General features: G+C 73.7%; 11 protein-coding genes. 4 read left to right on the top strand and 7 right to left on the bottom strand.

Translation table 11 applies throughout. The annotated features are described in order from the left end of the window. Nucleotides 1-154 precede the first annotated feature (154 nt). Complete coding sequence (locus ACIQUT_RS26185) at nt 155-7,453, bottom strand: SDR family oxidoreductase (protein ID WP_403566157.1); 7,299 nt, start codon at nt 7,451-7,453, stop codon at nt 155-157. A gap of 956 nt (nt 7,454-8,409) precedes the next feature. On the opposite strand from ACIQUT_RS26185, the gene ACIQUT_RS26180 reads away from it, so the two are divergent. Further along, nucleotides 8,410-9,624, top strand: a complete 1,215-nt coding sequence (locus tag ACIQUT_RS26180; protein ID WP_403566156.1) for a S8 family serine peptidase — start codon at nt 8,410-8,412, stop codon at nt 9,622-9,624. Nucleotides 9,625-9,790: 166 nt separating this feature from the next. Here the strand turns inward: ACIQUT_RS26180 and ACIQUT_RS26175 are convergent, their stop codons facing one another. Together ACIQUT_RS26175 and ACIQUT_RS26170 are read right to left on the bottom strand one after the other, a co-directional pair. Next, nucleotides 9,791-10,594: a DUF4190 domain-containing protein gene (locus tag ACIQUT_RS26175; RefSeq protein ID WP_403566154.1), complete on the bottom strand. Its 804-nt coding sequence runs from the start codon at nt 10,592-10,594 to the stop codon at nt 9,791-9,793. A 166-nt stretch (nt 10,595-10,760) separates the two neighbouring features. Then, a complete protein-coding gene (locus tag ACIQUT_RS26170) occupies nt 10,761-11,600 on the bottom strand; it encodes a hypothetical protein (RefSeq protein ID WP_403566153.1) in 840 nt (279 codons plus the stop codon). Nucleotides 11,601-11,757: 157 nt separating this feature from the next. Between ACIQUT_RS26170 and ACIQUT_RS26165 the strand changes: the two genes are divergently transcribed. Then, complete coding sequence (locus tag ACIQUT_RS26165) at nt 11,758-12,330, top strand: TetR/AcrR family transcriptional regulator (protein WP_403566151.1); 573 nt, start codon at nt 11,758-11,760, stop codon at nt 12,328-12,330. 47 nt (nt 12,331-12,377) lie between these two features. Further along, nucleotides 12,378-13,607 (top strand): GDSL-type esterase/lipase family protein, encoded by a 1,230-nt coding sequence (locus ACIQUT_RS26160; protein WP_403566149.1) that lies wholly within the window; start codon nt 12,378-12,380, stop codon nt 13,605-13,607. A 114-nt stretch (nt 13,608-13,721) separates the two neighbouring features. On the opposite strand, the gene ACIQUT_RS26155 is transcribed toward ACIQUT_RS26160, so the two are convergent. The 3 genes from ACIQUT_RS26155 to ACIQUT_RS26145 form a co-directional block, all read right to left on the bottom strand. Then, complete coding sequence (locus tag ACIQUT_RS26155; protein ID WP_403566147.1) at nt 13,722-14,762, bottom strand: vWA domain-containing protein; 1,041 nt, start codon at nt 14,760-14,762, stop codon at nt 13,722-13,724. Nucleotides 14,763-15,032: 270 nt separating this feature from the next. Then, on the bottom strand, nt 15,033-15,353 hold the full coding sequence (locus tag ACIQUT_RS26150; RefSeq protein WP_403566145.1) for a ribosomal protein L7/L12: 321 nt from the start codon (nt 15,351-15,353) through the stop codon (nt 15,033-15,035). 69 nt (nt 15,354-15,422) lie between these two features. Then, nucleotides 15,423-15,887 (bottom strand): DUF1707 domain-containing protein, encoded by a 465-nt coding sequence (locus ACIQUT_RS26145; RefSeq protein WP_403566143.1) that lies wholly within the window; start codon nt 15,885-15,887, stop codon nt 15,423-15,425. 56 nt (nt 15,888-15,943) lie between these two features. On the opposite strand from ACIQUT_RS26145, the gene ACIQUT_RS26140 reads away from it, so the two are divergent. Then, complete coding sequence (locus tag ACIQUT_RS26140) at nt 15,944-16,525, top strand: TetR/AcrR family transcriptional regulator (RefSeq protein ID WP_403566142.1); 582 nt, start codon at nt 15,944-15,946, stop codon at nt 16,523-16,525. Here the strand turns inward: ACIQUT_RS26140 and ACIQUT_RS26135 are convergent. Next, nucleotides 16,460-17,221, bottom strand: a complete 762-nt coding sequence (locus ACIQUT_RS26135) for a hypothetical protein (protein ID WP_403566140.1) — start codon at nt 17,219-17,221, stop codon at nt 16,460-16,462. The genes ACIQUT_RS26140 and ACIQUT_RS26135 overlap by 66 nt on opposite strands. Between the last annotated feature and the right edge of the window lie 205 nt (nt 17,222-17,426).

Below are 17,426 nucleotides of genomic sequence, written 5' to 3'. Positions count from 1 at the left end.
GGCGGGTACGGCGGGGACAGAGGGTACGGCGGGGACAGAGGATGCGGCGGGGACAGAGGATGCGGCGGGGACAGAGGATGCGGCGGGGACAGAGGATGCGGCGGGTGCGGCGGGAATCGCGCCCGAGCCGGACCCGTACGGGGGGCGTGTCACGTCACCACTCCGAGGCGGTCAGGACGACGGCCCGCTCCGCCGGGTCACCCCAGGCCAGCTCCCGCAGCAGGGCCAGGGCTCCCTCCTCCGGATCGATCAGCCGGATCCCGCGCCGGCCGTAGTGCCGGGCCAGCTCCGGGCCGACCATGCCGCTGTGGCCCTCGGAGGGGGCCCACGGCCCCCAGTGCACGGTCAGCGCGCGCCGCCCGGTGCGGGCGGCCCAGGCGGCACCGTACGCCTCCAGCGCGTCGTTGGCCGCCGCGTAGTCGGCCTGGCCGCGGTTGCCGAGCACGGCCGCGATACTGCCGAACAGGACGACGAACGACAGGTGTTCGGCCTGCGGCAGCTCCTCGACCGCCGCGAGCAGCGCGGCCGCGCCCTCCGCCTTGGTGCCGTGGACGCGGCGGAACGACGCCTCCGACTTGTCCTCGATCAGCTGGTCCTCGACGACTCCGGCGGCGTGGACCACCCCGTCGACGCGGCCGTGCTCGGAGTGGATCTCCTTGAGGGCCTGGAGCACGACGGCCGCGTCCCGGCAGTCGACACTGCGGTACCGGCCCCGGCCGCCCGCGGCCCGTACGGCGTCCAGCGTCGCGGTGACCTCGCGCTGGGCCAGGATCAGGTCGGCGGCGCTGTCGACGGCGGCGGGCGAGGCGTAGCGGCCGGTACGGGCGAGCAGGCCCCGCAGCGCGGCGCGGTCCGGTGCGGCAGCGGTCACCGGGTCCTCGGGCCCGGCAGGCACCGGGGTACGGCCGAGGAGTTCGATCCGGCAGCGGGCGGCGGCCGCCAGCACGGCCACGCACCGCGCGGTGATCCCACGGGCCCCGCCGACGACGACCACGACGCCGTCCCGGTCAAGCCCCAGCGCCTCCGCCTCGGCGGCACCCTCCCCGGCCGGTCCCGCACCGGTCCCGGCGAGCGGGCCGAGCGGCGCCTCGGCGAGCACCGGCGCGAACCGTCCGGCGGACGTGCGCACGACCACGGGCTCGCTGCCGCCCGCCAGCAGTTCCTCGAACAGCGCCTCCGCGGCCGCCACCGGCCCGGGCAGCCCACCCGGATCGAGCGCGACGCAGCGCACCGCCACGCCGGGATACTCGCGGGCCGCGGACCGCACCAGCCCGTCCGTCCCGGCCGCCCGCATCCCGTACCCCGCCTCCCGGACGACCAGCAGGCGCCGCGGGGCACCGCGCAGGGCGGCCCGTACGACAGGGAAGCCGGCCGGCAGGAACGGCGGACCGCCGCTCTCGCCCAGCGCGCTCAGGACGACGACACCGTCCACGGGCCCGTCCGCCGCCGCGGGATCCGTGTCCGCCGGCGGCATCGCCGACACCGCCTGCGCGCCGCGCGCGGCCAGCAGCTCCCGCAGTTCGCCGGCGGTCCCGCGCCAGGCCCCGGCGCCGTCGCCGAGCAGCACCCACCGGGTACCGGCGAGGTCCGCCGCCGTACCGGCCGCGCCCGCCAGCCGCGCCCGCACCACCCGGTACCGCCGGGGAGCGGCCACGACGGGCTCGGCCGCGTCGGCCGCCGCACCGGGATCGCCGACAGTGCCCGAGCCGGGCGCGGGCTCCTCTGCCCGGGGCTCCCGGTACGCGCTCGGGTTGGGCTCCGAGCCGTCGGGGACCGGGGCGGGGGCGGGGAAGGCCGGGCCGTACGCCGCCGGGACGTCGCCCTGAGCCGCGCCGGAGGCCCCGGCTGCGGCCGGGACCTCGGCCGGGACCTCGGCCGGGACCGGGACCTCGGCCTCGGCCGGGACCGGCGGTGCCGCGGCCGCGCCGGAGGCCGTCGCGCGGGCTACGAGCCAGCGGGCGATGGCGGCCGCGGTCCGCGCCCGCGTCAGCTCCTCCAGCTCGGCGTCGTCCAGTACCGCCGGGACGGGGCCGCCGCCCGAGCCGCCGAGACGATGCGCGAGTTCCCCCGCGATCTCGGCGCGTTTGATCGAGTCCACGCTGAGGTCGGCTTCCAGATCGAGTCCCGGCTCGACCATGTCCAGGGGGTACCCCGTACGTTCGCTGATCAGCTCCAGGACCGCTCGAAGAATCGTTTCCCCGGTGAACTCCGCGGACTGCGGCGCAGGCGCGGAGACATCCGGCGCAGCGAGGTCCGATGCGTCGGCGCCGACCGCCGACCCGGGCCCGTACTCCGGCTGCGGCAGCGGCTGCGGCAGTGGCAGTGGCAGTGGCAGCAGCGTCGGCGTCGGCGTCGGCGTCGGCACGGCAGCACCGGCCGCGGTCCCGTCCGGCACACCGCCGAGGTACGCCAGCAGCACGTCGCGCTGAGCGGCGATCATCTCCCGGCTGCTGCGCAGGAACTCGGCGATCAGTGCGTCCGGCGCGCCGGACGCCGCCTCACCGGGGTTCGTCGTCACGGGTGCCTCCACGACTCGTCGGGCCGGCGCGAGAGCGCCGGGAAGCGGCTCGCCGGACGCGGTACGGACGAGGTGCCCGTCCACGGTCCAGCCGGGCACGCGCGGGGCGGGGGCCCGGTCGATGTCGACGGCGTCCCGTCCCCGGAACATCCAGTCGTTGACCACCGGCAGTCCGGCGGCCGCCAGCCGGGCGAGCGCGTCGAGGAAACCCGCCAGACCGCCGTCGGCGCGCGGTTCCAGCGCGACGACAAGGTGCGGCCGGTCACCCAGGACGTCCGCGACGAGCCGGGTCAGCACCCGCCCGGGCCCGACCTCGACGAAGGTCCGGGCCCCGGCGCCGTACATCGCCTCGATCTGTGCCGCGAACCGCACCGGAGCCCCGACCTGCGCGGCGAGTTCCCCGCGCACCGCCTCGGAGCCGGCCCCGTAGGGGAGGGCGGTGCGATTGGCCCACACCTCGAACTCCGGCTCCCGCAGCGGCATTTGCTCCAGGATCCGGCCGAAGGCCGGACCGGCCGCGGCCACGACCGGACTGTGGAAGGCGCATGCCACCGGCAGCCGCTTCACCGCCTGCCCGGCCTCCCGCAGCCGGCGCACCGCCGCCTCGACCGCGCGGGTCGGCCCCGACAGGACGCTCTGCCGCGGCGCGTTGTGGTTGGCGATGACCAGCCCGTCCGGCAGCGGCGGGCCGCCCAGCACCCGCCCGATGTCCTCGGGGGCGGCGGCCACCGCGGCCATGGCGCCGGGGTCGTCACCGGCCGCGTCCAGAATCGCCGCGGCACGGGCCGCACTCAGCCGCGGCAGCGACCCGGCGTCGATGACGCCCGCGGCGCACAGGGCGACCAGCTCGCCGTAGCTGTGGCCGGCCGCCATGTCGGGCCGGATCCCGCACCGGGTGAGCAGTTCGTACGCCGCCAGCTCCACCATGCCCAGCGCCGGCTGCGCGGCCCGGGTGTCGGTGAGCGCCCGCCGCGTCTCCTCCCGGGCCGCGTCGTCGAAGGCGGCCGGCGGGTACAAGGCCCGGACGGCCCGTCCGTCCGCCTCAGCGTCCGCGCCCGCGCCCGCGTCCGGGCCCGTGTCCGCGTCCCCGCCGAGGAGCCGGCCGAGGTCGGGGAAGGCGGTGAAGAGGTGGGCGGACATCCCGGGCCGCTGACTGCCCTGCCCCGGGAAGAGGAAGGCCGTACGCCCGGCCCCCTCGCCTCCCTCGGCCGCCCGGTACACCCTGCCTCCCGCGCGGGCGGCGCCCCCCGCACCCGCGCCCGCGTCCGTACCCGGACCCGCCCCGCCGTCCGCCTCTGCTGCCGCCGCCCGCAGCAGGCGGCACAGCTCCTCCAGGTCCCGGGCGGCGAAGGCGATCCGGACGTTCCCGCGGTCCCGCGCCGCGCGCCGGGACGCGGTCGCGGCCAGGTCGCGCAGCCGCCAGGGGGCGTCGCCGCGGAGGGCCGCGCCGGCCAGGTCCAGCAGCCCGGCCGCCGCGCGCCGGGCGGCGGCCGGGTCGTTCCCCCGGAACAGGAACAGTTCGGCCGGCCACTCGTCCCGGGCATGCGGGGGCGGCGGCCCGTCCCCGCCGTGGGCGGCCAGTACGACGTGGAAGTTGGTGCCGCCGAAGCCGAAGGCGCTCACCCCCGCGTACCGCCGCTCCGGGGCGGCCGGCCACGGCAGGGCCTCCCGGTGGAAGACGAAGGGGCCGGCGCCGGCCTGCCAGGCAGGATTCGGTCTCTCCAGGTGCAGGGTGGGCGGCCGCACCCCGGTGTACAGGGCCAGTGCGGTCTTGATGAGCCCGGCCAGGCCCGCCGCGCACTTCGTGTGCCCGATCTGCGACTTCACCGAGCCGAGCACACACCTCCCGGCGCCGGCCCCCGCCGCGTCGAAGACCTCCGTCAGCACGCCCAGTTCGGTGCGGTCGCCGACCACGGTCCCGGTGCCGTGCGCCTCCACCAGCCCGACCTCGGCGGGGGAGATTCCGGCGCCCCGGTACGCACGTTCCAGGGCGGTCCGCTGGCCCTCCGGCCGGGGCGCGGTCAGCCCCAGGGAGCGCCCATCGCTCGAAGCGCCGACTCCCTTGATCACCCCGTACACCCGGTCGCCGTCCCGTTCGGCGTCCGCGAGGCGTTTGAGGACGAGGCAGGCGACCCCCTCCCCGAGGGCGATGCCGTCGGCCGCGGAGTCGAAGGCGCGGGAGCGGCCGGTCGGGGACAGCGCGTGCACGGAGGTGAAGAGGGCGTAGTCGTTGATGCCGTTGTGCAGGTCCGCGCCGCCGCACAGCATCACGTCGCTGGTGCCGAGGACGAGCTCCTTGCACGCCACGTCCACGGCCGCCAGCGAGGAGGCGCAGGCGGCGTCCACCGTGTAGTTGGGGCCGCGCAGGTCCAGCCGGTTGGCCACCCGGCCGGCGACGACGTTGGCGAGCAGGCCGGGGAAGGTGTCCTCGGTGAGCCGGGGCAGCTGCCCGTCCAGCCCCGCGGGCACCTGCCCGTAGTAGGAGGGCAGCACGGCGCGCAGCGTGGTGGCGTTGGACAGGTCGCTGCCGGCCTCGGTGCCGAACACCACCCCGGTCCGCGAGCGGTCGAAGGTGCGGCCGTCCTCACCGTAGCCGGCGTCCTCCAGGGCGCGCCGGGACGCTTCGAGCGCGAGCAGCTGCACCGGTTCGATGCTGCCGAGCGACGCCGGCGGGATGCCGTAGCGCAGCGGATCGAAGGGGATGCGGGGCAGGAAACCGCCCCATCGGGACGCGCTGGCCGGGCCGGAGCCGTCCGGGCCGGGGGAGCAGTGCACCTCGGGATCCCAGCGCTCCGGGGGCACTTCGGTGACGGCGTCGCGGCCGTCCAGCACCCGGGCCCAGAAGGCCGCCAGGTCCGGAGCCTGCGGGAACATGCAGGCCATGCCGACGACGGCCACGTCCAGCGGAGCGGGTGCCCGGGGGCCGTCATCGACCCGTTCCGGACCCTGCCCCGCTGCCCGCAGGACGGCGCGCCGCCGTTCCAGGAAGGAGGCGGCGCCGTCGGTGACGGAGGCGTGCAGCGCGGCGATGCCGGTGGTGGCATCGCGCAGCACCGCCACCTGGCCGGCCATGAACATCCCCTCGGCGTACTGCCGTTGCTCGTCCACCGCGGCCAGGGCACCGGTTCCGGTGCGCTCGACGCCCTTGCTCGCCAGCCGCAGCCTGCCGACGTTCAGGCGCTCCAGCCGCTCCCACACCTCGCGGTCGGGAACGCCCTCCGCGCGCAGGCCCGCCGCCAAGTCCCGGAAGCCCTCGCTGAATGGGCTCGGTACGCACCGCGTGGCGTGCCCGGGAGCCGTCCGCAGCAGCGCGGTGCTTTCGGCGGCCAGCACCTGCCGCTGGAACAGGGGGCGTACGGCGCCGTGGGCGACGGCCTCCCGGGTGAACAGGTAGGCGGTGCCCATCAGCACGCCCACCGCGCACCCGCGGGCGGTGAGGGGCGCGGCCAGGACCGCCACCATGGCGGCGGAGCGGGCGTCGTGCACACCGCCCGCGAAGAACACCTCGATGTCCGGCGCAGCGCCCGGATCCTCCGCCACGTGGTCGAGCAGGACGCCGATCTGCGCCTCCCACAGCGGAAAGCTGTTGCGGGGGCCGACATGGCCCCCGCACTCGGCGCCCTCGAAGACGAACCGGCGTGCGCCCTCGCCGAGGTACTGGCGCAGCAGCCCGGGGGAGGGCACGTGCAGGAAGGTCCGGATGCCGTCGGCCTCCAGGGCCCGGGCCTGCGAGGGCCGGCCCCCGGCGATGACGGCGTGGCTGGGCCGGTGCGCCCGTACGGCTTCGAGCTGTGCGGCACGGGTCTCCTCCGGCGCGAAGCCGAGGATCCCCACCCCCCAGGGGCGGCCGTTGAGCGCTGCGGCGGCCTCGGCGAGCAGGGCGCCGGCCTGTTCCCGGCCGGCGAGCGCGAGGGCGAGGAAGGGCAGGGCTCCGCCGTCGGAGACCGCGCGGGCGAAGTCGGCCCCGTCGCTGACCCGGGTCATCGGGCCCTGGGCGACGGGCAGCAGGGTGCCGAGTGCGCGGCTCATGGGCGATCCGGCGGCCAGGCTGCGGGCGGCGGTGTCGTCCTCGGCCGCGGCCCGGACCGCTTCGGTGACGGCGCGGACCGCGCCGGCGGCATCCCGGTGGCGGTCGGCGAAACGGGCGGCGAGAAAGGCGTCCTGCCCGACCGGCAGCAGCCGGTCGTCCGGGTTCCGCCCGCCCACCGGGCCGGCCACCCGGCCCCGGTCGTCGGGCGGTTCCGTGACCGGCGGGGCGCCGGGACCGCGGCGGCGCAGAACGCGGTGGCCGCCCAGCACCGTGGTCTCGGAGCCGTCCACCGACCGCAGGACCGTCGCGACGGACGCGGGGAGCGCCGACTCCGCGAGGAGGGCCAGCTGGGTGTCGAGCACCACTCCCGCGGCCCCGCCGACGACGGCGGCCGCGGCCGTACCCGGTGCGATGCCCCCGCAGGCCCACACCGGCGGCCCGTCGGGGCCGGTGGCGTCGAGGAGCTGCTGCAGCAGCACGAACGTACCGAGGTCGCCGATCCGGCCGCCGGATTCGCTGCCCCGGGCGACGAGTCCGTGCGCGCCGTCGTCCAGGGCGGCCCGGGCCTCCGCCAGGCAGGTGGCCTCGGCCAGCACCTGCACGCCGGACGGCAGGTCGGCGCACCGCACGGCCGCCCCGACACCGAGGAGTACGGTACGGGGCCCGCCGGGCCCGCCGAGCAGTCCGGCCAGCTCCCCGGGGCGTAATCGGCACGGGGGCCCGATGCGCACCCCGTACCGTCCGGGGAGCCATCCCCGCAGGTCGGCGAGGGCTTCGCGGGCGGCCCGGTCACCGGCCCCCAGATCCAGGACGCCGAGTCCGCCGCCGCGGGTGACCGCGGCCGCGAGGCGGGCGTCGGGTTCGCCGAAAGGGGTCAGTCCGATGACTTGCACTACCGACGTCATAATTCTCCGAATGTGCGATGGCGTTGCCCGGTGGGGGAATTTCGGCCCTGACACAGGCCGCGGGAAGGCACAAGGTCGCGCAGGCCCGGAACGGGAATTCGGGCCTTTCGGTGAACGAAGCGAAACTAGCGCCAAGTTACTGAAGGGTCAACGCTGAGTCGCTGATCCGGCCCCGAGGCCGCCGGACCGGCCGCGGGAGCGGACACCCACCGCGAGAACGCCGCGCGAAGCACCTCGCGAAATGAACGGCGCGAATGCGCCGTTCCGCAGCGGGTGCGGCCCCAGCCGAAAGTACTGGTCAGTAGCGCCGAAGACCGCCGAGCCTGCTCCACCGCGACCGGCGAATGTCCGAATCGAGACGGCAAAAACCACCCCGGTCGCCCCTCGGCCCGCCGAACGGGCCGAGGGCGCCGGCCGCCGCGTGCGACCTGTCGCCCCGCGCTCCCGGTTCGGGCGGATGGGCCGGAGCCCCCGTGCACGCCGCGGCCTTCGGTAGTTCGGCATCCGCATGCACCGGTGGCCGCGGCCCGAAGAACCACCGTCAGGTGAGCAGCGGGGTCCGGTTCCGCAAAGGGAGGGGCGCCCACCTGCAAAGGCGGGCGCCCCTCCTGATGCTCCGGCACCCGGCGCAGGCGGGACGCGTACGTCCGGGGCGCCCCCAGTGCCCCTGCCGGCCGGCTGGGCCGCCGCGGGGCCACCGGCGGTTGATCTTCGCTAGTGCATCGCGAAGTGATGTACATGTGGCGGTCGTTCGGAGAGTGTGATCGTTCCGAGGGGCTGACGAGGAGATTTTCTCAAGAAACCTTGTCGAACAGGGCTGACGGCCCGGGCGGCCTTGAATCGCCTCTGCGAATCGGTCAGGGTTTCGAACCAGCCCCAGGAGATCCTTCGGCTCCAACGGGGTTGCGCGACAACGCTTTGACGCCCCACACGTCAACCCAAGGAGAACCCTCCTCATGTCAACTCACCGGCATGCCCGCGTACGTTCACGCGGCCTCCGCATTCTGGCCGTGGCCACGGGAGTCACCACCACCGCCGGCCTCTGCATGCTGTTATCGCCGTTCGCCGGTGCGACCGCACCCGCCGAGGGCACGGTGTACGGCCTCGGCGCCCCCGGAGCGCTCCCCGGCAGCTACATCGTCATCCTCGACCAGGACGCGGACAAGCAGGCCCTCGCCAAGAAGTACGGCGGCGAACTGAAGCGCACGTACACGTCCGCGGTCAACGGCTTCTCCGCGGCCGGGCTTTCGGAGACCGGAGCCAAGCGCCTCGCCGCCGACCCGGCGGTGGCCAAGGTCGTCCAGAACAAGAAGTTCTCCATCAACACCACCCAGGACGACCCGCCGTCCTGGGGCCTCGACCGCGTCGACCAGACGGAGACGGCCGGGGACAAGAAGTTCACCTACCCCGACGCGGGCGGGGAGGGCGTCACGGCGTACGTCATCGACACCGGAGTCCGGATCAGCCACAAGGACTTCGGCGGCCGGGCCCAGCACGGCTTCGACGCCGTGGACAACGACCAGGGCGCCGACGACGGCAACGGACACGGCACGCACGTCGCCGGGACCATAGCCGGGCAGTCGCACGGGGTGGCGAAGGCCGCAAAGATCGTCGCCGTCCGCGTCCTCGACGACGAGGGGTCGGGCAGCACCGAGCAGGTCGTGGCCGGGATCGACTGGGTGACGCAGCACCACAGCGGCCCCTCGGTGGCGAACATGAGCCTCGGCGGCGGTGCCGACGAGGCGCTCGACGAGGCCGTGCGCCGTGCGATCGCGGCGGGCGTCACCTTCGCGGTCGCCGCGGGCAACGACTCGGCCGACGCCGGGCAGGGCTCGCCCTCCCGCGTCCGGGAGGCGATCACCGTCGCCTCCAGCACCGCCGCCGACGCCCAGTCGCCCTTCTCCAACTTCGGCGCCGTCGTCGACCTGTACGCACCGGGCTCGGACATCACCTCCACCTGGAACGACAGCGACACGGGCACGAAGACGATCTCCGGTACGTCCATGGCGAGCCCGCACGTCGCGGGGGCCGCCGCGCTGTACCTGGCCGGCCACAAGGACGCCACCCCCGCGCAGATCGCCGAGGCACTGACGGCGGGCGCGACCCCGGGGAAGATCACCAACCCGAGCAGCGGTACGCCGAACAAGCTGCTGAAGATATCCGACCGGTAACCGGATCACCCGAGGGCCATCCGCCCGCACCACAAACACCGAGGCCGCCGCACCCGAGGGGGGGATGCGGCGGCCTCGGTCGCAGCCGGACCGGCGGGCAGCGCGGCGGGGTACACGTCGTTCCTTCCCGGCGAGCGAGACCGGCTCGGCGACCGGTGACGGAGGTTCAGGAACCGGTGGAGCGGGCGGAGCCGGTGCTCGTGCCGTTGGCGGTGCCCAGGAAGCAGGTGACCTCGCGGTCGCCGAGGGTCCAGCTGCTGGCCTGCGGGTAGTAGTAGAACACCTCCAGCGTCTTCGGGAGCTTCGAGGCCTTGCCCACGTAGTCGGTCAGCGCCTTTCCGCCGCACTTCTCCTCGGCGATCGCGATGACCTTGTCCTCTCCGGGGAACGTACCGTTCTCCAGGTTGAAGACGTCGTACGCCTCACCCTCGTGGGGCTGGTCGCAGGGCACGGTCCGCACCGAGAAGCGGGCCTGGGTGCCCTCCTGCTCCTGGGTCTTCGCCAGATCGTCATCGGTGTTGAAGCAGTCGCCCTTGCGGATGTCCTGCACGTCGCTGGAGCCGGGGGTGGTGACCTGGCCATTGGTGTCGAGCCGCGGTGAAGCGCCGTCGCCCAGCGCTCCGGACAGCCCGAGCACCAGCAGGAGCACGATGAACGCGAGCGACACGGCGTGGATGACGATGGCCGCGATGGCCAGCCCCTTGCCCTTCTCGCCGGTCTTGCGGATCTGGGAGAGGGCGACGAGGCCGAGGACCAGCGGGACCGTCGGCACCGCGCAGACGAGCGACATCACGAACGCCACGATGGCCGGCACGTTGGTCTTCTGCGGCGGCGGGTACCAGCCCTGCTGACCGCCGTACGGCGCCGCAGGCCCGGGCTGCCCGGGATATCCCGGTTGGCCGGGCTGCCCGTACGGCCCCGACGGCGGGTACGGCTGTGGGGACGAGGGCGGCTGCGGGGGTATCGACATGCGTGGGGTGCTCCTCGCGAGAGGGTGGGTTGGGGCCAGCAGCCGGGCGGTGACGCCGCCGGTGGGGGACTGATGGGCGGATGATGTTCGGATCAGCCGCGCCCCAGTATCCCCCGGCCGGGCACCGCGAGGATCCCCGAGCCGGGGCAGTCCGGGAAGGGCAGCTCTACGGGCGTTCGAAGAGCTGGAGGATGCCGCCGACGGAGAAGCAGAGGGCGCCGGTGAGGGTGCCCCAGTTCGCGATGTCGACGTTGACCGGGCTGCCGGTGGCCGGCCGGGTGAACGCGGCGAGCGCGGAAACCATGAAGAGGACGGACCCGAGCTGGTTCACCCCGACGATCCACCAGCCGAGGTTGCGCAGGAGGACGCGGGGCCGTCCGTGGCACACCTCGAGGAGGGCGAGGTGCCCGGAAGCCAGGAAGAGCAGGCAGCCCACCACGTCGGGTACCCAGATCAGCCGGTTGACCTGCTGGACGCTCAGCCCCTGCAGGAACGAGTCCAGCAGGTTCACGCCGAACACCAGCGTGCCCGTGAACAGAAGGAAGGCGCTCAGCCAGTCCAGCCGCATCGGCTCGTAACTCCACCACCGCCAGCGGTGGGTGACCAGCACCCGGCCGCCGGCCGTGTGGCGGGGCGCGTTGACCGCCTGCAGGAGCGAGGCGTAGCCGCCGGTGTTGAAGAAGAGGCCGCCGGCGAAGTAGATCGAGGCGCTTTCCATGGCGTTGCCGGACCCGAACTGGGCGACGCCGGCGCCGGCCGCGAAGAGGGCCCCGCCGATGATGAACGCGGTCGCGGCGATGGAGTTGAGCCTGCGCAGCCGACCGATCGCCACCTCGCCGGCACGGGCGTGCCGGTCGTGGTCCGCCCCCGGCGCACGGACGGCGAGCGCTCCTCGCCGCCGGGCGAGACGTGACTCCCAGACCGCCGTCCCGCCACCGGGCAGTTGCCAGGTGACCCGGGTGGTGAACGGTCCGAAGCCTTCGACGCGCTGCTCGGGTTGCGGCACGGGCCGAGCCTAGACGGACGGGCGGGCCGCCTCGTGGACGAAACGCCCTCCCTGCCGCAGCAGATCACCACTCTGCGACCCGCTGCCTATAATCTTTAGGTAATCTCATATACACCTTAGGCGGTTGTCGCAGTCCCAGGGAAGGAAGGAGACACGGGTGGCAGGACGTGTCGGGCTCACGGCGGATCGACTGGTGCGGGCCGGCGCGGAGCTGGCGGACGAGATCGGCTTCGAGCACGTGACGCTCTCGGAACTCGCCCGGAGGTTCGACGTCAAGGTCGCGAGCCTGTACTCGCACCTGCGCAACTCCCACGACCTGAAAACCCGGATCGCGCTGTTCTGCCTGGAGGAGCTCGCCGACCGCGCCGCCGACGCCCTCGCCGGACGGTCCGGCAAGGACGCCCTCGGGGCGTACGCGAACGTCTTCCGCGATTACGCCCGCCGGCACCCCGGCCGTTACACCGCGACCCGGTTCCCGCTGGATACCGACACCGCTCTGGCGAGCGCAGGCGTACGCCACGCGCGGATGACGCGGGCCATCCTGCGCGGCTACGACCTGGCGGAACCGGAAGAGACCCACGCCGTCCGCATGCTCGGCAGCGTCTTCCACGGCTACGTCAGCCTGGAGATGGCCGGCGGCTTCAGCCACAGCTCTCCCGACAGCCAGGAGAGCTGGGACCGCATCCTCGACGCCCTCGACGCCCTGCTGCGCGACTGGCCCACACCGTGAGCGCCGACCCGCAGCCCGCCCCCGCACCGACCGACAGGAGCACCGCCATGCCCTCAGACCCCTCAGGCCCCTCACACCCCCGCGAACGCGAACACCTCACACCACACTGGATCACCACCCCGATCACCGACTCCCTGATACGCGGCGCCATCGAGCTGGAGCGCACGGCCCGCGGACTGCTGCCGCACCGGCTGCCCGCCCGGGCCCGGGCCCAGTGCGCCGACGGACAGCTCGCCATGGCCGAGGCCCAGCCGTCCGGCGTACGGCTCGCCTTCCGCACCGGGGCCACCGCGATCGAGCTCGACACCGTGCCCACCAAACGCGTCTACACGGGCGCGCCTCCCCGGCCGGACGGCGTGTACGACCTGCTGGTCGACGGCCGGCTCACCGCGCAGGGCACCGCCCACGGCGGCGACACCCTCGTCATCGACATGACGGACTGGAGCACCGAGCACCGCCCCGGCCCGCCGACCGCCATCCGCTTCACCGGCCTGCCGTCGGGAGCGAAGGACGTCGAGATCTGGCTGCCGCACGACGAAACCACCGAGCTCGTCGCGCTGCGCACCGACGCCCCCGTGGAGCCGCTGCCTCACCGTGGCCGTCCCGTCTGGCTGCACCACGGCAGTTCGATCAGCCACGGCTCCGATGCCGCGAGCCCCAGCACCACCTGGCCCGCCCTCGCCGCTTCGCTCGGCGGAGCGGAACTGATCAATCTGGGGTTCGGCGGCAGCGCGCTGCTCGACCCCTTCACCGCCCGCACGATCCGCGACACCCCCGCCGACCTGATCAGCGTCAAGCTCGGCATCAACGTGGTCAACCTCGACCTGATGAGGCTGCGGGCCTTCGGCCCGGCCGTGCACGGCTTCCTCGACACGATCCGCGAAGGCCACCCGACGGCACCGCTGCTCGTCGTCTCGCCGATCCTGTGCCCCGTACACGAGGACACCCCAGGCCCGTGCGTGCCCGACCCGGACGCCCTCGCCACCGGGCAGCTGAAGTTCCGCGCCACGGGCGACCCTCGTGAAGTCGCCGGCGGAAAGCTGACCCTCACCGTCATCCGGGACGAGCTGGCCCGTATCGTCCGCGAGCGCTCCGCCGACGACCCGAACCTGTACCACCTCGACGGACGCGACCTGTACGGACCGTCGGACGAGGCCGCCATGCCCCTGCCCGACCACCTCCACCCGGACCCCGAAACCCACCGCCTCATCGGCGCACGCTTCGCGCAGCACGCCTTCACCACCGGCGGCCCGTTCAACCAGCCCGCCACTCCCTGACGCGGAAGCCGGGACGCGAACGTGTGCGCCTGTTCGTCGGGGGCGGCGGTGGGCGGCGGCGTGCCGAAGGCGGAGGAAGCCCCGCCGGTCTGACCCGGCGGGGCTTCCAAGGCGTCAGGCCATGAGCAGGAGCCGCGTGTTCGGCACCAGCTTCCGGTTCACGCTGGTGCTCTGCACGAAGATCGTGAAGTCGTCGTTGTGGTCCGGCTTGACGCGCACTTCGGTGTCCGGCAGGCCGAGCAGGGCGCGGGCCTCCGGCCCCGTGTATATCCGGTCCGTCTTCTTCTCCAGGACCGCAATCTGCTTCCGTGCCTGGATCTTCTCCGACTTGCTCAGCTGATAGAACGCACAACCGGTCCGGTACGTGTGCCCGCATTCGACGACCCACTCCCGGATCGCCACTTCGCGAGACACGGGAATGAGCTGATACTTCGACGCATCCACCGGGGTGAGGCCGGCCGCCTCGATGGTGTCCTTGTTGACTGCTTCTGCACCCACGGAGAACACCGCCCGCGATCCCCGGATTCCCTTGGTGCGGCCCACCATGAATTTCTCGGTGGCCTGCTGGATGACATGGCCGGCCTCCTCCAGCCCCTGTGTGCTCGTGGCGTCCCAGATGGCGATGTTGTCCTTCGGGAAGCCGTACTGCATGGCCTCGCGCTTGCCCATCTGGTCCGGCACGAGGACGGCCAGCGTCCAGTTGTCGTCCTGCGTCTCGATCATCGTGGCCACGGCCTGCACCAGTTCACGCTGGTTCGTGGCAGGGGCGTCCGGGCAGCGATGACTTGCGTTCTCCTGTCCGTCGGTCAGCACGAACGTCAGGAAGCTGTGGTCGCCGTACAGCTGAGCGGTCTGGGCCAGCTCCCGCTGCGACTTCAGCGTGGCCGCCAGCAGTGCCGTCATTCCACCGACCCGGTACAACTGCTTCAAGGACGGCATGCGCAGCACGTCCTTGTCGTAGATGACGCATTCCACCTTGTTCGAGAACACGTACACCGTGACACGGGTTTCCTGGTCGAGTTCCTTCGACCGGCGGGCCAGATATGCAATCTGCTGGTCGGCCACTTCGACGACCTTGCGGCTCAGCTGTGACATGGACGAACTGGCGTCCAACACAAGAGCAACGTGATTGATGTAGTTCTGCGTACCGGACATGAGTGCTCCCCCGTTTCCGACTGGATGCTCCGATCCTCCCACCCACCACTGACAATCGACCGTCGCGTCAGGCGGACGCCCTGCGCCCGACGGTCCGATGCGGTGTGGAACGGGGACATCGCGGAGCGCCGGAGACCATCTCCGTTCGGCGCTGCACCACGCCGCGGCGACGACACACCCGCCCGCACGCAGAGCCCGACCCGGCCCCGGACGCTGCCCGCTGCGGCGTCGTCCGGCCGCAGACGCCACGAACCACCACGAGGCATCGCTTCAACAGCTCGCCCGGCAGGCGCCATCGGGCCACGGCCCTTCGCACGGGCCGGGATCAACGGGGCCGGGCCCGCGTGGAATGGCCCGGTCACACCAGTCGCACAACACGGTCACCCGGGCGCCTGCGTCCTCAAGCCGCCCGGCAACCTCCCCCGCGGCCTCGAACCAGTCCGGCTCCGTCACGGCCGCCGGCAAGCGGTCCAGCAGCACCTTGCTGTGCCAGAGGCTGAGGCCCGTCACCGCGCGCACCGCACGGACCAGCTCCGCCTTCCTGCCGTCACCGACGTCCGTCAGCAGTACGCGGAAACCCGGCTCCTCCACACGCCCTCCCCGGCCGGCCGACCAAGCCATCGGCAAGTGAAGCATTCACCGCAGAATCCCCGGGCACGGTCAGTTCTCGCCGCCCTCGTCACCCTGGCGGGGCCAGATCGCCACGGCGACGAGCACGGCCGCCCACACCCCCAGCGGGGCGACAGGCCAGTAGTACGTCAGCTCCCCCTTCTGCAGGCAGCGCACGCCCCAGACCGCCGTCATGAGCACCAGCCCGCCGAGCCAGTACCGCCACTCCCGGAGCCACTCCGCCAAGTCCTTGCGGTCCTGTTCGGCCCGGGTCGGCGTCGGGGCCGGCAGGTCGGCGGTGAGGGCTCCGAGATCGTCGGCGGTGCATGCCCGGAGGGCCGCCTGGACCCGGCTCGCGTGCTCCTGCGCGTCGAGCCGGCCTTCGGCCAGCGCCGCGGCCAGAATGCCGAGGGCCCGGTCACGGTCGGCGTCCGAAACCCGCACCGCCGGTGCCGAGGGCACGGAGGGCACAGAGGGTGTGGAGGGCGCGGAGGGTTTGCTGCGGTCGTCGTTCATCGTCTTCCCCCTTCGTCGTTAGAATACGACTGTATCTCAAAGAGGGAAGGTGTCCCATGCCGAAGACCGTCGACCGGCCCGAGCAGCGCCGGCAGATCGGTGCCGCGCTCCTGCGGCTCGCCGCGGAGCGCGGCCTGGACCAGGTCAGTGTGCGCACCGTGGCCGCGGCCAGCGGCCGGTCCGCCGGTGCCGTACAGAAGTACTTCCGCTCCAAGGAGGAGATGCTGGTCTTTGCCGCCGAACTGGCCGGTGAGCGCGTCGAGGAGCGGATGGCGCTCGTGGACACCGGCCTGCCGCTGCGCCAGGCGTTGCGCGAGCTGGTCCTCACCACGCTCCCGCTGGACGAGGAACGCCGTGCCGAAGCCGCCGCACAGCTCGCCTTCGCCGTGCAGGCGGCCCACCACCCCCGCCTCGCCGCGATCCGGAGCCAGGTCGACCGCGACGTCAGGGAGGTCCTCGCGGCGTGGCTCGAGAGCGTCGGCTGCCCCGCTGCCGGAGCCACCGCCGACGCCGTCATCGCACTCGGCGACGGGCTCGCGCTGCGGATGCTCTACGCCCCCGCCGAGCAGGCCTCACTCCTCGACGCCCTCGACCGCGCGCTCGACGTCCTGACCCCGGACGAGCCGCCGGCGGCCTGAGCCGGAGACCGACGGCACCCGGCTCCCGACCGAGGCCCGGTCCGAGGCCCGGTCCGAGGCCCGGTCCGAGGCCTGGTCCGAGGTCGAGGCCGGGTACGGGTCCGGGGCCGCGGCAGCGGCCGCCGGCGTCGCCGCGGAGGGGTCGGCGTACAGCGTCGCCGCGAACCACATCAGCGTCACGCCGACAAGGACGTGCAGCGCGTTCTTGACCGGCGCATCGGGCAGCGGCGCGAGAAGCGCGAGCAGCGGCACCACGACCGTGTACCCCCAGGACGGCACGCGCGGCCACACCCGGGCGCGGATCGCCGCGGCGCCCAGCAGCGTGCTGCCCGCGGCGAAGACGATCGCCGAGCCCAGCAGGGCGGGCCGTGTCGGCCCGTCGAGCAGCTCCTTGACGATGGTGTCGTCGAGGTGGAAGAGCGCCATGTTGAGCGTGAACGCGGCCCCGCCGAACAGGCCGGCACCGACGAGGTTCACCACGAAGGCGACCTCGCCGAAGCGGCCCGCCACATGGCGCTGCCGCAGGTGCAGGGCCGTGATCAGCGGCAGCGAGAGCGCAGGGGCGAGCCCGAGCAGCCAGCTGGTGACCGCGGTCTCCCCGGTGAACGCCTCGACGAGCGCGGGCAGGGCGATGAGCGCCCCGGACAGCAGTCCGGACAGGGCGAAGAGTCGGGTGGCGGGTCGGTGGGCGGACACCACGGGCACCTCCAAGGCGGTGGGTGTGGACGGTGCCTCCGACGCTAGGAGGCGCCTCCCGGCTCCCACAGATGCGGACCGGGGACTCCTGGCGTCCACCCGGCACGGTCCACCGGGTGCCGTTCGGCACGTGCCGAACGGCCACTTCGTCCGCCGGCGGTCACCGGTCCGCCCGCCGCCCTCGATACCCGGCCTGGCCAGGCCC

It is taken from the genome of Streptomyces sp. NPDC090445 (assembly GCF_044769385.1).
Classification (GTDB): domain Bacteria; phylum Actinomycetota; class Actinomycetes; order Streptomycetales; family Streptomycetaceae; genus Streptomyces.
Note: the sequence above shows the minus strand (reverse complement) of the source record. Positions and strands in the feature narration are given on the sequence as shown.

What these genes read in the sequence shown, in the direction of transcription:
- ACIQUT_RS26140 (WP_403566142.1), top strand. Translation starts at nt 15,944, where the DNA reads ATGCCGAAGACCGTCGACCGGCCCGAGCAGCGCCGGCAGATCGGTGCC.
- ACIQUT_RS26160 (WP_403566149.1), top strand. Translation starts at nt 12,378, where the DNA reads ATGCCCTCAGACCCCTCAGGCCCCTCACACCCCCGCGAACGCGAACAC.
- ACIQUT_RS26155 (WP_403566147.1), bottom strand. Translation starts at nt 14,762, where the DNA reads ATGTCCGGTACGCAGAACTACATCAATCACGTTGCTCTTGTGTTGGAC.
- ACIQUT_RS26145 (WP_403566143.1), bottom strand. Translation starts at nt 15,887, where the DNA reads ATGAACGACGACCGCAGCAAACCCTCCGCGCCCTCCACACCCTCTGTG.
- ACIQUT_RS26185 (WP_403566157.1), bottom strand. Translation starts at nt 7,453, where the DNA reads ATGACGTCGGTAGTGCAAGTCATCGGACTGACCCCTTTCGGCGAACCC.
- ACIQUT_RS26180 (WP_403566156.1), top strand. Translation starts at nt 8,410, where the DNA reads ATGTCAACTCACCGGCATGCCCGCGTACGTTCACGCGGCCTCCGCATT.
- ACIQUT_RS26175 (WP_403566154.1), bottom strand. Translation starts at nt 10,594, where the DNA reads ATGTCGATACCCCCGCAGCCGCCCTCGTCCCCACAGCCGTACCCGCCG.